Annotated in this window: 11 protein-coding genes and 1 pseudogene; 5 read left to right on the top strand and 7 right to left on the bottom strand. The window is 55.8% G+C overall.

Features of this window, described 5'->3' with window-relative positions:
• Nucleotides 1–28 precede the first annotated feature (28 nt).
• The 5 genes from FYJ31_RS01155 to FYJ31_RS01175 all read right to left on the bottom strand — a co-directional run bounded on the left by FYJ31_RS01155 (nt 29) and on the right by FYJ31_RS01175 (nt 6,200).
• Complete coding sequence (locus FYJ31_RS01155) at nt 29–1,948, bottom strand: ABC transporter ATP-binding protein (RefSeq protein ID WP_154535750.1); 1,920 nt, start codon at nt 1,946–1,948, stop codon at nt 29–31.
• 3 nt (nt 1,949–1,951) lie between these two features.
• Nucleotides 1,952–2,932 carry an ABC transporter permease gene (locus tag FYJ31_RS01160; RefSeq protein ID WP_326831152.1) on the bottom strand — a complete coding sequence of 327 codons (981 nt, stop codon included), beginning with the start codon at nt 2,930–2,932 and terminating at the stop codon, nt 1,952–1,954.
• Nucleotides 2,901–3,872, bottom strand: coding sequence for an ABC transporter permease (locus FYJ31_RS01165; protein WP_012576506.1), 972 nt, complete (start codon nt 3,870–3,872; stop codon nt 2,901–2,903). The genes FYJ31_RS01160 and FYJ31_RS01165 overlap by 32 nt, the downstream gene beginning before the upstream one ends.
• 158 nt (nt 3,873–4,030) lie before the next feature.
• Nucleotides 4,031–5,743, bottom strand: a complete 1,713-nt coding sequence (locus FYJ31_RS01170) for an ABC transporter substrate-binding protein (RefSeq protein ID WP_012576505.1) — start codon at nt 5,741–5,743, stop codon at nt 4,031–4,033.
• Between the two features lie 289 nt (nt 5,744–6,032).
• On the bottom strand, nt 6,033–6,200 hold the full coding sequence (locus FYJ31_RS01175) for a hypothetical protein (RefSeq protein WP_154535751.1): 168 nt from the start codon (nt 6,198–6,200) through the stop codon (nt 6,033–6,035).
• An 83-nt stretch (nt 6,201–6,283) separates the two neighbouring features.
• Between FYJ31_RS01175 and FYJ31_RS12395 the strand changes: the two genes are divergently transcribed.
• A complete protein-coding gene (locus tag FYJ31_RS12395) occupies nt 6,284–6,850 on the top strand; it encodes a hypothetical protein (RefSeq protein ID WP_195839408.1) in 567 nt (188 codons plus the stop codon).
• A 456-nt stretch (nt 6,851–7,306) separates the two neighbouring features.
• Nucleotides 7,307–7,537 (top strand): annotated as a pseudogene (locus FYJ31_RS01185) (phosphoenolpyruvate carboxylase); the annotation flags it as partial.
• Between the two features lie 166 nt (nt 7,538–7,703).
• Here the strand turns inward: FYJ31_RS01185 and FYJ31_RS01195 are convergent.
• The gene (locus FYJ31_RS01195; RefSeq protein ID WP_195839405.1) at nt 7,704–9,359 is read right to left on the bottom strand and encodes an RNA-binding domain-containing protein; all 1,656 of its coding nucleotides are present in this window, start codon (nt 9,357–9,359) and stop codon (nt 7,704–7,706) included.
• Nucleotides 9,360–9,773: 414 nt separating this feature from the next.
• Between FYJ31_RS01195 and FYJ31_RS01200 the strand changes: the two genes are divergently transcribed.
• From FYJ31_RS01200 to FYJ31_RS01210, 3 genes are all read left to right on the top strand, one after another.
• The gene (locus FYJ31_RS01200) at nt 9,774–10,997 is read left to right on the top strand and encodes an ATP-binding protein (protein WP_065472873.1); all 1,224 of its coding nucleotides are present in this window, start codon (nt 9,774–9,776) and stop codon (nt 10,995–10,997) included.
• 276 nt (nt 10,998–11,273) lie between these two features.
• Nucleotides 11,274–11,663 (top strand): helix-turn-helix domain-containing protein, encoded by a 390-nt coding sequence (locus FYJ31_RS01205; protein ID WP_154535753.1) that lies wholly within the window; start codon nt 11,274–11,276, stop codon nt 11,661–11,663.
• 50 nt (nt 11,664–11,713) lie between these two features.
• Nucleotides 11,714–12,538, top strand: coding sequence for an alpha/beta hydrolase (locus FYJ31_RS01210; RefSeq protein WP_185968310.1), 825 nt, complete (start codon nt 11,714–11,716; stop codon nt 12,536–12,538).
• 203 nt (nt 12,539–12,741) lie between these two features.
• On the opposite strand, the gene FYJ31_RS01215 is transcribed toward FYJ31_RS01210, so the two are convergent.
• A complete protein-coding gene (locus FYJ31_RS01215) occupies nt 12,742–13,872 on the bottom strand; it encodes a glycoside hydrolase family 172 protein (protein ID WP_136500140.1) in 1,131 nt (376 codons plus the stop codon).
• Nucleotides 13,873–13,930: the final 58 nt, after the last annotated feature.

Raw genomic sequence — 13,930 nt, forward strand, 5'->3', positions numbered from 1 at the left:
AAAGACGCAATGCATAATCCTGCAGGTATCAGCTCCAAGCCGCCCAATGATGCTCATTGACCTTGCGTAACTCCGGCACCTGCCCTTCACGAATGTCATGCGCATACGATCTTCGAACCGCAAAGGGTTCGGAATCCGACTTCCGCAGAGCATGCCTCCCCTTCGGATTCGCCGCAGGAATCGCATCCAAAAGCTCCTTCGTATAAGGGTGGATCGGATTGGAGAAAATCTCCTCTCGACTTCCGACTTCCACGATCACACCCAGATACATGATCATCAGTCGTGAGCACAAGTGCTCCACAACACTGAGATCATGCGAGATGAACATGAAAGTCGTGCCTCGCCGCTCCTGCAGATCACTGAAAAGATTGATGATCTGCGCCTGCACGGATACATCCAGTGAAGCCACGGGTTCATCGGCCACCACGAAATCCGGCTTCAAACCCATCGCCCGAGCAATGCCGATACGCTGCCGCTGACCGCCCGAAAACTCATGCGGATATCGATCCAAGGCATCGGCATCCATGCCGCATAGCCGCAATACGTCCGCCACCCGATCACGCACGTTCGTCCTGTCGGCGAGTCCATGCTCGAGCATCGGCTCGCCAATCGCCGTGATGATGGGTAGACGAGGATTCAGGGAACTATATGGATCCTGGAAGATGTACTGCATCTGCGGGCGCAAATCACGCAGACTATCGCGGTCCAGATCGAATATATTCCGCCCCCGGAACCTGACTTCCCCGCTGGTCTTGTTCTGCAGTCGGAGGATGGTCTGCCCCAAAGTCGTCTTACCCGAGCCTGATTCTCCCACCAAGCCCACTGCCTCTCCGGGAAATATCTCGAAACTGACGTCATTGACACCACGCACCGTATGGGTGGTGCGAGAGAAGAAACCTTCTTGCGGCACAAAGTATTTCTTAAGATGTTTGACCTCCACCAAAGGCTCATCCGGCTTCGCCAACGCTATCGGGCTTTCGCGGGAATCATTGCGCCCATGATTCCATTCCCCGTCCTCGGGCACCGAGGCATCATCGAGCACAGCCAGGGAATTCCCACCAGACAACGCCGAGAACTGAGGCACCAGATCATGGACCGTGGGCAGGCGATGACGACGCGCGCCGATCATCGGACGAGTTTCCAGCAATGCCTTGGTATATGGATGCTGCGGATGGTCGAAGATACCATACACATCGCCATGTTCCACGACCTTGCCCTCATACATCACCACGACGTAATCCGCCACTTCCGCGACCACGCCAAAATCATGCGTAATGAAGAGGATGGAAAGGCCTATCTCCTCCTTCAGTTTCAACAGCAGATGAATGATCTGAGCCTGGATGGTCACATCGAGCGCGGTCGTAGGCTCATCGGCAATCAACAGTTTCGGGCCACAGCACAAGGCGATTGCGATCATCACACGCTGGGCCATGCCTCCCGACAATTCGTGCGGGTACATGTTCATGACGCGCTCGGGATTCGGTAATCCCACACGCTTCAGCCACTGCACAGAACGCTTCCAGGCGGATTCCCTGGAGGCACCGCTATGCACCTGTATGGTCTCGCTAAGCTGCTTTCCTACGCGCAGCACCGGATTCAATGAATGCATGGGTTCCTGGAAGATCATGGAGATTCCTTCACCACGCAGCCGCTCAAGATTCTTGTGGTTGAGCGATAACACGTCACGACCATCAAAGGTGATGGTTCCACTCGCAATTCGTCCAGGCTCATCCACCAAATCAATCGTGGACATGGCGGTGACGGATTTTCCGGAACCGGACTCACCCACCAAGCACGTCACCGAACCTTGAGGAACATCGAAGCTCACATCATTGACCGCATGGCGGACCTCTCCTCCATCCAGAGGAAATTCGACACACAGATCACGCACGCGCAGCAACGGCTCATGCGTATCCGAACCATTTCCCGTATCGTAAGCAATAACCATGCCTCACGCCCTTTCCTTCTTCGGATCGTAGATGTCGCGTAGCCGATCACCCAAGACATTGATGGCCACCACCGTAACGAATACGGCGACCCCCGGCGGAATCCAAAGCCATGGACGTTTCTGAAAGTCCATGAGGTTGGAAGCCGCCGCCATCATATTTCCCCACGACGCATTCGGCGGCACGACTCCAAGCCCCAGGAAGCTCAACGTGGATTCCATGAGAATGCCGCCGGCGACGCTTAACGTGGTCTGCACAATCAACAGCGGCAGCACATTGGGCAGCAGATGATGAAGCAGCCTCGACCTTGTGCTCAGGCCCAACGCCTCGGTGGCTTTCATATACAAACGTTCCCTTAATGAAAGCACTTCACCGCGGATCATGCGCGACATACCCGGCCAGCCGATAATCGACAACATGACCATCACCACATAGATGCGGGAACTCGCGGGAACCTTGAACTCCGAGAGCAATGCGGCCATGATGATCAACAAAGGCAGACTTGGAATCGACATCAGCAAATCCGCCAAACGCATGATAACGGCATCGACCCATCCGCCAAAATAACCGGACGCAATGCCGATCGTGGCGCCAAGCACCACGGAAAGGACCGTGGACGCCAATCCGATGGTCAAGGAAATACGACCGGCATACATCAATCGTGTAAGGATATCTCGCCCGTAATCATCCGTGCCAAGCAGATGGTCCAGAGTAGGGCCCTGTTCGGCATTGGGAACATCCAACTGGTTTTGCCCGTATGGACTGAACAAAGGCCCCAGAACACTGAGCAACAGCACGAGAACCAGCGTGGCGATGCTGACGGCCGCGGCACGTGTGTGCGCCAACCGGACAAGATTGCGATACCATAACGGTCGAACGCCAGAATTCCGCATCTTTCCCCCATTGGCTGATCGCTGCGACCGTGATCGTGATTCACTGCGACGTAGTTCCATGTCAACCCTGAACTTTCTGCGCCAACCGGACACGTGGATCCGCAGCGGCATACATGATGTCGGCCAGGAAATTGGCCAGAATCGTTAAAAACGACAGCAGCAGCGTACAAGTCATCAGCACCTCATAGTCACGCGCGTTCAAGGCCGCCAGCTGAATGCTGCCGATACCCGGCCAATTGAATATCTGTTCGGTGATGATCGCGCCTGAGAACAATCCGGGAATCTCGAAGGCAAGCAGCGTGATAGCCGGCAACAAGGCGTTTCTCAGCGCATGGCCGAAGACGACCGACCGCTCGGAGATGCCGCGGGCGCGCGCGCAACGGACAAAATCCATGCGCAGCACATCCAACATTCCGGAACGGAAATAGCGGGTCAACGAACCGGCTGAGAAGAACGCCAACAGTAGTGTCGGCATGATCATGTGCCGCAATACCTCAAGAACGTACGCGAACCCGGTACTGTTCGACCCCGTATCGACCATGCCTCCGGTCGGCAGCCAACGAAGATCGACCGCGAAGAATTTGATGGCCAGCAGACCGATGAAGAAGGAAGGGAACGACAATGAGGCGAAGACGACAACAGTGACCAGTTTATCGACCAGAGAGTATTGGTGAGTCGCGGAGAACACGCCAATGACCACGGCAACGGTCCACGCAATGACCACAGCGGCCAAAGCGACGATGAAGGAATTCATCATGTACGTCTTCAGGAGGCGCGTGACCGGCTCATTGTATTGCAACGACCATCCGAAGTCACCGTGGAAGACGTTCTTCAGCCATATGAAGTAGCGAACGATGGTGGGCTGATCAAGTCCGTATAATGCGCGCAGCTCAGCCAGTCGAGCGGGTTTCAGCTTCCTGTTTCCCGAGAAGAAATCACCGGGCATCAACGCAAAGAGGAAAAACACCAGGATGGAAAGCAGGAAAAGCATGAACACCATCTGGGCGAATCGCCGTAACGTATATCGCAACATGAACCGAATTTCCTTTCAGGCATGATCAACAATCACAGCGGCGTATCCAAACACCGCAGAACGTTGTGGCCCCAAGCCGACCTCGCAAGGGGCCACGACGATGATGCATGCCGATCAGCGGTTATCCGACGCTTTGGACACGAAACGCAGCCGACCGCCTATTCGATCGAAAGCTTCGCGAGGACGAGCGCCGCATCGCTATTGCCGGTCGAATAGTTCTCAACACCCTTGACACGGGTGTTCCATGCCGTGATGGACTGCCGATAGCTCAATGGAATGGTGGGCGGATCATTGTTCAGAACCTTGTAGAGCTCCGCATAGATGGCCTTGCGTTTTGTCTTATCCTGAGTGGACAGCCCTTCCTTGGCGAGCTTGTCGGCTTCCTCATTGTGGTAGCCCGTGAGGTTGATGGACTTGTCGTGCGAGACGAATTCGGAAATCGCGTCGTTCGGATCCGACAAACCGTTGGTGCGGAATCCGCCGACCAAATCCCAATCGCCGCCCTGCGTCCATCGTTCGATGATGGTGTCGCCATCGAGCACTTCAGGCTGGAAGTCAATGCCGATGGCTTTGTAGTTCTCCGTGGCAATCGGAATCGTCTCATCCGTGTCCTTGGAAGTCAGGTACCGGACGGTGAGCTTCCTGCCATCTTTTTCGCGAATCCCGTCCGAGCCGGTCTTCCAACCGGCCTCGTCAAGCAGCTTGCCCGCCTTGTCCGGATCGAACTTGTACTTGTTGACTCCCTTATCGGTGTACGACCATTGCGTAGGAGCGGCATACACGTTCGCCACCTGGCCGAATCCCTTATACGCCACGTTGATGATCTGCTGACGGTTGAGACCATAGATCAACGCCTGACGGACTCGCTTGTCGTTGAACGGGGCCTTGAGGTTATTGATCCAGATCTCACTCATGTCCGGCACCGTGCTTTCGCGCACACTGGCGAAGCCAAGCTGCTTCAGTGCGTCAAGATTATCCTTGTCCGGGCTGAAACCATCAAAATCGGTTTCTCCGTTCTGGAAGTTCGACAGCGCCGTGTCCTTGGAGGTGACCTTAAAAATCAGATTCCTGATCTTCGGTTCGCCGCCATAGTAGTACTTGTTGGCAACATACCGCACTTCCTGACCATCCACATATTTGGACAGCTTGTAGGGGCCGGCGCCCAAAGGCTTGCCGTACAGATCCTTCAGATAATCAAGGTGCCCTCGCTGGTAGTCCTTGCCGTAATACGCCTTCGACAGCACCTGGCCGCCAAGAATGCCCAATGTCAGCGGGTTCGCTTTCGTGGTCTCAATGGTGATGGTCCGCTCGTCGATCACCCGTATGCCGGAGATGGAATCAGCCTTGCCCGACTTGTATGCATCAACGCCTTTGATGCCGATGTCGGAGAAATCACTGCCGCCCGAGTAAGCCGGGTCATTGAACAGCGTCAGGCTGAAAGCCACATCGTCCGCGGTCAGCGGCGACCCATCCGAGAATTTCAGATTGTCGCGCAGATGGAAGGTGTACGTGAGCTGATCACTGGAGATATCCCATTTCTCGGCCAAGTCGGGAATATACTGTCCCGAATCATCGGTCACCACCAGACTCGCGAAAATCGGCTGCTGCGCGTTGCCATCCCAGCCATTGTCATTGAACCCCGGCAAGAACACACCGCTCGGAGAATTGATCGTGGCGATGAATGTGTCCTTACGGCCGTTGGCCTTGGCGGGGCTTTTACTTGGATCGCCCTTGACCACGACCTTGTTCAGGCTGCCGTCGACGGTGGTTTCCGTGGATTCCGCATTACTGCCGCCGCTCGTGCCGCCACAACCAGCCACCAGCAGCAATGCTGCCGCCGCCGCGACCACAGCCACAAGATGCTTACGCATAATCCCTCCTTGCGTTGTATCGGGGATTCGCGTCACCGAAAGAATGTCAGTGTTCTTTCAATCCCCCGAACCGCGAATCCCTTACCTTGAGATACATCCACAATCCCTTTCTCGATGTATCTGTGCACAGTGTACGTAAGGTGGAAAGCAGACACTCGCTGTAGGTACTCACCGTTTCTTATGGGAGGCCATCAGGATTCCTGATAGTATAGGATTCCATGATGGTGATTTCGCAACGGGCTTCCTCACCAGTATCGCACGGCCCGGGAACGTCCGCGCCGAGCCGTGCCTACGCGCCGACCAGTGCAAGCATCTGCGGGATGCTCTTCTTGCCGAACTCGACCCGTCGCGTGCCGTCGGCCTGCAGAACACGGGCTGATCCGCGGCTGACCGACCGCTTGACGAGCGGGGAGGTTCCATGCCGATAAGCGGCGCGGAACCTCCCCGCTCGCGTCATACGGCCCTAGACTGGCCGGCGACGGAGCACGCCGGGCGGGCGCGCGGGCCGAGCGACAGACTCGGATGATCGAAAGGGGACATATGAATGAGGAGAAGGACACGGACGGGACGATGGACGCGCACGAGGGGAACCACACGCCCACGAACAGTGCCGGGATGGAGGGCGAGGGCGGCAAGCCAGACACTAGGCCGGGCGACAAACTCGCGATCATCCGACGTAACCCGGGGCTGTCCGTGTTTACCCACGCCGCGACACTGACAGCCATCGTGGTCCTATACAACTGGTTCGGTCAGACTTACCTTCTCAGCAGATTAAGCCTAGCCTATATTCTCTATTTCTTCCCCGGCCTGCTTATAACCCCAATGACGGCCCTTTTGGTTACGGCTTTCCTTCATGACAGGCTGTCTTGGAAGAAGATTATCTGCATCATAGTCCTGTCTTACTGTTTGACCATATTGGGTGTATTTCTGAACGAGTTGTGGTGTTGGCGGAAAGACGCAGCACTCGAAGGTTTGCGGAATATTTGGCTTTTTATCGATCAGCCAACACCGGCGATTACCTTTTATGGATTGCAAGGATGGCCCACCATCATCTATGGGATTGGGCTGGCGCTCCGCAGCCTGATCAAACGAAGCACCAGTCTCTGATGATGAACGTTAGTATTTTCCAAGAACAAGGTTCCTGATGCCGGGATGGGAACGATAGTCACATCCCCTTGTCCAACCAATGCCTCACAGACGGCGGCAAGGTCAGCACCGGGATTCCATTCCATGACGGTCTTCACGTTCCCCATAGCGGACGCAAGATCGCCCGCCCACCCGGTCCATACGTCTGGGATGAGCAGGCCGTTGAGATAACCAAGCGTCGTGACGCACATATGGGCCAAGTCCACCTGCTCGCCGGAAACATCGGTCATAGATTGACGCCATCCGGCGATTTTCAAAAGACAAGCACAACGGACGATACGGATACTTGGACGGGATTTACGATGTGTCTGACGAAAGTTAACGGCGGTCCCAAATCAAGTCACCTTGTCGAGGAGCGAACCCGTGCAGCCGCACTCCCCATGATTTTCCAAAGCCATTCGACCGGACTAACTTGAGCGCATCGTGGACGACAAGTGGCCGCTGCAGCACCGCCACGTGCTCGGCCAGGCCATCCGCATTCGTTCGCCGTATGTGGACGCGCTGTCCGTCACCCAGGTGCTGGCGCTCAAGTCGCTGCGCAAGAAGGTGGACAAGGAAGAGCTCTCGCAAAGCCAGCAGGCAGGATTCATCTATCTGATCCTCTGCACCGTTTCAGGTGTTGCTGCCGGCCTGCAGAACACAGGCTGATCTACACACCAGCGCATATGGGGAAGCCTCGCTCACATCGAGCGGGGCTTCCCCGTTTTGTGTGCATCTTTCATCATCTTGCAATAATTCTTACATGTAAACAGAGAGTTCTTACATGAAAGAATTATTGAAAGGTGATGAAAGAACTTACTTTCACGCGCGTCAATCATCCCAACACGTATCGGGATGACGGCCCATTCCCCTCGCGGCGCAACTTGCCCACATCTTCGAGCTTCTTCAACAACCGGTATGCGCTGATATAGCTCAGGCCGAATAGATCCATGACATCCGCCGTAGTGACGACACCATCATTTTTTTCAGCGAACTCCAGAACAAGGCCACTGCGCCGGGTGGCATCGATGTCACGCTGACGCACGTAAGACGCCAACCCCTCTGAACGTTTGTACACTTGGGCACTCAGCATATACGAGCGAGAGCTCCCACTGCCGACCCCCTCTACCAAACCAGCTTCCACCAAATTCTCAACAGCAGACACGATGCGTCGATGCTCCAAATGGGAGAAGTCGCACAACTGGACCATAGTAAGCCTACGATGCTCGCGCAGTAGTGAGAGCACAATCAGCGACCAGACTGGCAACGGCGCTCCTCGCCGACGCTCCTCATCTCCAATCATGGTCACGAATGCCTCGTCAGGCACCACACGGCGGAGGAACAGAATGACTTCTTCGGCACTGGACTGCGAGTAATCCGGGAAAGAACCGCCTGCCGCAATCGACCCGGCATAGATGGTATCCACACCTCGCCCGGTACGTTCAACATATCCGGCAGCTTTCAAAATCAGAGCAAGCTGCGGATTACGGGAACGCGGTTGTGCAGTAAGCAGGTTATCTTCGGAGACACCCTCTATGAATCCTCCGGGGTTGGCTATGGTCAACCCATCATCATCAACCAGGAACCTCACCGAACCCATTCGTGCATAATCGCGATGACAGAAAGCGTTAATCATTGCCTCACGGAATGCCCCTCGATCGAAGTCTGGCAGATCGACACGAATCAAGCCGCTCATGACTTCGTGGCTGGGATTCCACGGCTCCATCAGCTCGCCTACACGATCAAACATATCCACCAAGGGCAACACGAACGGATCCATATTGACCTTTGGAGACATGCCTTTCATCACTTGAAAAACAGCCGATGCGGCTGGAACCGATCGATGAATAGCATCAACCGAACCAATGGTGAGCAGACCAGCAACAGATGGCTGCAATCCATACGGGCCATCAACAACCAGCTCAAGTGCCCGATCGAAATCCTCATCAGTAAAAGACAACAACGAGTTTTGCGCATTGGCACTGCGAATATGGCTTCTCAACTTGTTCCGTGAGTCTGGATTCAAATCGTCCAACCGAGCCTCTGGGGCAGGTTGCGCACTGAAATCGTAGAACCGTTGCTGAGATAAACGGCTAATGAATTGGGAAACAAACAGCGGAACGACCTCAGGCGAGCCGTCTGCTTTCAGCCGGCGCTGCAATGTCTTCCCCTGACTGGTAGACACGATTTGCTGACTGTTATCCACCTCAATACTGACTATCGGCACCTCGTTCTCATACAAGAGCGTCACGCGAGTGGGAAGCTGCGGAACAGTCTTATTGAAAATTAGTGCCGCAAGTCCATTGATATTGCGATGCTCTTCACATACGCCGGTCACAGTGCCATCGTCTTCAATACCGAGATACAGTGTGCCGCCTTCAGTATTGGCTAGAGCCACTACGTTGTCAACAATTTCATCATGCGATTGAGGACGCTTCTGCTCGCTCTTGAACTCAACTGTCAAACTTTCTTTAGTCGGCAACATGAGCATCCCCTTTCACCATCTTGCAATAATTATTACATGTTAACAGAGAGTTCTTACATGTAAGAATTATTGCAAGATGGTGAAAGGGGCAAAAAGACACCCATACTGCCATATCCAGTAACGTAAATCTAATCATCGCCGCTTTCGACATATTCGCTATCAGCCGATGGCCGATAGTCGGCAAGTATGAAGCCGAGATCAAAGAAGAAATGTGTGAGTCGGCAGTGGCAGCGCCGCTCAAACAGTAACGGAACCCTGATATCACAGCATCCGTCAGCCGACAGCGACGGACGACACCCACCACACGATTTCGAGTACACTATAGAATCATTACCCCAGAACGCACAATTTCAAGTATACTGAAAATCAACGTCGATTTAACGACTGTTTTGCAATACACTAGAAATCGGAGGCGTGGAGATGACGGGATATATCGCACGAGACAAGCTCACCGACACGCTGCGCAGCCACCGGAACACCCCGGAGATCAAGGTGCTTACCGGCGTCCGACGGTGCGGGAAAAGCACGCTGCTGGAACATTATGCGCAATCACTGCTCGACGACGGCGTTCCCGCGAGCAATATCTTCACCCGTCGCTTCGATTCCTTCGACACGCCCATCGGATATTCGGCGACCGACCTGCACGCCGACCTGATGCAAGCCACGCAAGAAGCTCAACCCGGCCACTTCTACGTTTTCCTTGATGAAATACAGGACGTTCCCGGATGGGAGGAAGTGGTTCGCCGGCTGCATTCCCGTGACGACACCGACGTGTATACCACCGGATCGAACGCACGACTGCTATCCGGCGAACTGGCGACCCATCTGACGGGTCGCTACATCACCATCCCCGTATATCCGCTCTCCTTCGACGAATACCAACGCCATCATCGGGCTCAGGGAACCACGGATTCCACGGACCAGCTGTTCTCCGAATACATGATGTTCGGCGGCATGCCCGGCCTGTTCGTCACCGGCCAGCCGGATCAGGACAAGGCGACCGAGATACTCACCTCAATCTACGAATCCATTGTGATGAAGGACGTGGCGGGAAGGTACGGCATCCGCGACATCGCCACATTGGAAAAACTCAGCCGATATCTGTTCTCAACGTCGGGGAACCTGTTCTCCGTCAACAAGGTCGCCAACACGCTCACAAGCGCCGGCGCGAACGCCTCCTACGCCACCGTCGACAACCAGATCAGCGCACTCGAACGCTCGTTCATCGTCTACAGCGCGCAACAGGAACGCATGCGAGGCAAGGAACTGCTGCGCCCGCAACGCAAGTTCTACCCCGTCGACAACGGTTTTCGCAATCTCGCCACGGGTTTCAACGGCTCGGATCGCGGAGCACAGCTCGAAGGCATCGTCTTCATGGAACTGCAGCGACGCGGTTACGATGTCACCATCGGATCGCTGCCCGACGGCGAGATCGATTTCATCGCGAAGCGCGGAAACGACAAGCAGTACATTCAGGTCACGTTGAACATGACCGAGGAGCAGACCCGGGAGCGGGAATTAGCCCCGCTGCGGCGATTGGGCGACGCATTCCCCCGCACGGTGCTCACCCTCGACTGGCATAGCGAGGGCATGACCGACGAAGGCATCCATATCACCAACGTCATGGATTGGCTCTGCTCGTAGGAACGCGCCGGATACGACGACACGCCGAAGGGGTGCTCACAGAACGGCGGATAGGTTTCGCACAATGGCGGAATTCCAATAGTTGCTTTTCGGCAACAGCGGTTCTGCGAGCACCCCTTCGGCGTGTCGACGTGGTTTCAACCGCTCTCGAAGATGAATACAGCCATCGTTCGGTTTATGGAATCATGATTTAGTAAATTACGCTTCCATAAATGGGGAACAGTGGGACAAGGGGCTGCGGACGTTTTCTTGGAGACCGAACGGAAAGATTTTCGTATGTCCGGTCTTGAGGAACGAGAGCGTGCGGTGGGGTTGTATTTCACCACGTCGATGACGACGGCCCAGGTGGTGGAGCATCTGGGTTATCCGACCAGGCAGTGCCTGGAGCGTTGGCTGGCGATGGATTCCCGGTATGCTGGCCATATGGCCAAACCCATCATCCCACTGGAGACACGGCGAAGGGCAGTCGAGCTGGTGCTGGGCGGCATGCAGCAGAAGCGGGCCGCCAAACAGCTCGGCGCGGGCGTCGGCGCGGTGCATGGCTGGGTCAGGGCGTACCGCAAGGGCGGCATGGCCGCGTTGCAGCCCAAAAACAGGAACTCCGCGCAGGGCAATAAGCCCGCTGACTCCCGTCGCCGGCCGTCCGCAGCCCCGTACGAAAAATAGCGGGACCAAATAATTCCTGCATAACGTGCGCCGTGTTCCACCTATGATGGATATATGAAATATTTCGAATAGAAATTTCCGGCATCGACGGCAGCGCAGTGAAATTCGTCGGATATTGCCTTGATAACAGTGAAGAAATCGTTCCCGATCGTGTGCGTCCGTCCGTTCTCGTGATTCCGGGCGGCGGTTACGAAATGACGTCGGATCGCGAGGCCGAGCCGATTGCAATGCAGTTTCTGGCGGCAGGTTTTAACGCTTTTGTGCTGCGATATTCGGTGAAGCCTTCCGTTTTTCCAGTTGCGCTTTTGGAAGCCGCTGATGCGATGAAGATGATTCGCGAGCATGCAGCCGAATGGCATGTTGATCCGGAAGCGATTGCCGTGATCGGTTTTTCCGCAGGTGGTCATCTGGCTGCGAATCTCGCCACGTCCGCCAGCGACGACGTGCTCGCCGCCCATGGTTACGATCCGGATGCGGTGCGCCCGAATGGTTTAATGCTCGCCTATCCGGTGATCACGTCCGGCCCGCTCGCGCATCGCGGTAGCTTCGACTCGCTGCTTGGCGAGCGCCGAAACGATACGGAAACGCTCGAATCCGTATCGATCGAACACCATATCGACACTAAAACACCGCCGGTGTTCGTATGGCACACCGTTCCCGACGAAGTCGTGCCATATGAGAACACACTGATGCTGATCGACGCCTGCAAGAAGGCTGGCGTCAGTGTGGAGGCGCACCTGTTCCCGCAGGGCGGTCACGGACTGTCGTTGGGCATTGCGGAAACCGCATGGCAGGGCATCGACGGCATCGAACCGAGCATGCAGATCTGGACGCAACTGGCTGTCGCGTGGATGCGCAGAACGTTCGCACGATAATCAGCGCCGCAGACGCCGTGATATCTGACCCCGTCTGTACAAGTCGCATTTCCCGTCTGCACCAACCCGCACCCTGCGTCTGCACAACCCACAAAATCGGGTTAAAACCCGGGTTGTGCAGACACAGAACGCAAGTCGTGCAGACAGCACAACACCCCCGGACCGACCGGATAGACCGGAAATCACAGGTTCGGGGGTGAAAATCAGCGGGGCTGGCGGAAATGACGATCTCCAATCGGATCGAACGGCGTGTGCGGCTCGAGCTGATACCAGTACGCGACGGAAGCGACGTCGTCCTGACGTTCGAAATTGCCACCCTCTTCAGTGCCGATCTGCTGCCATTCCACGCGCAAATCATGCTCGAAATAAATCGGATCGGGAATGTGCCAGCGATATAGTCCGCGGGTCACAGGGGTATTCACATCCCAATACGCGCTCTCGCGATGCGAGGCGAGACGCTGCGAGTAGAACGGGAATCCGACGTACGGCGCACAGAATGTCTGCTCATGCATGCGCCCACGCTCGTCAAAATCAGCGAAACTCCACGCGCCACCGAAATAATCCTCGGCACCGGTGCTACACCATGTAGGGTACTGATCGTCTCCATCGATGTACATCTTGACTTCGCCCTCGCCCCACCATCGGCTTTCTAACGCGGTGAGCGCCAGATACGTGCCGATATACGCGCCACGACCGTGCACGCCGTCAAGCACCACATAATCGCGGGCCGGTTCGGTGACGCGCTCGCGACGCCACTGCGCATGAAAGCGCATGGTGCCGGCCGGAAGCGAGTCATATTCGGTGTAGTCGATCTGGTAGAAGAACGCGGGAACGTCTTCATTATGATCGTTGCGGAGCACAATGCGCGCATGTTCGAACGGCATGGAGAAATAGCAGTTGAAGCCGCGATTGGGTACGACCACCACCGGCACCGAATTGACTCGGCAGGCCTGCGCGTGGCCGCAGCAGAAGAAGTCGCCGATCGGGCATTGCGCGGACGGGGTTTTCTCGCCATCCCAATAGAATTCCAAGATCAGGTTACGAAGCACGTTCGGACCGGTAGGCGACGTGCGGTCAGTGACGGTCATCCAAATATGGCGGATCACGCCCGGACCGTCCACATCCATCAAAGTGACGTTCTCCCCCGCTTTCACGGTTTGGATGCAGGGGCTGCCTTTGCGCGACGGGCCAAGTGCACTGGCCGCACTGGCCGCAGTGCCCTTGCCGCCCGTGGGATTCTCGGCGTTCACACAACGCGTGCGCCCTGGTACCGCAACCGCAAGCGAGTCCATCGGACTGCGCGCGGCGAACGCACCCGACGAATCGACCTGCATATCATGATACGAACTTTGCTGCATAGCTCTCCAATCGTTATGTTGAGTCATCGGCGCC

This window comes from Bifidobacterium sp. WCA-178-WT-4B (genome assembly GCF_009696495.1).
In the GTDB taxonomy this organism is placed as follows: domain Bacteria; phylum Actinomycetota; class Actinomycetes; order Actinomycetales; family Bifidobacteriaceae; genus Bifidobacterium; species Bifidobacterium infantis.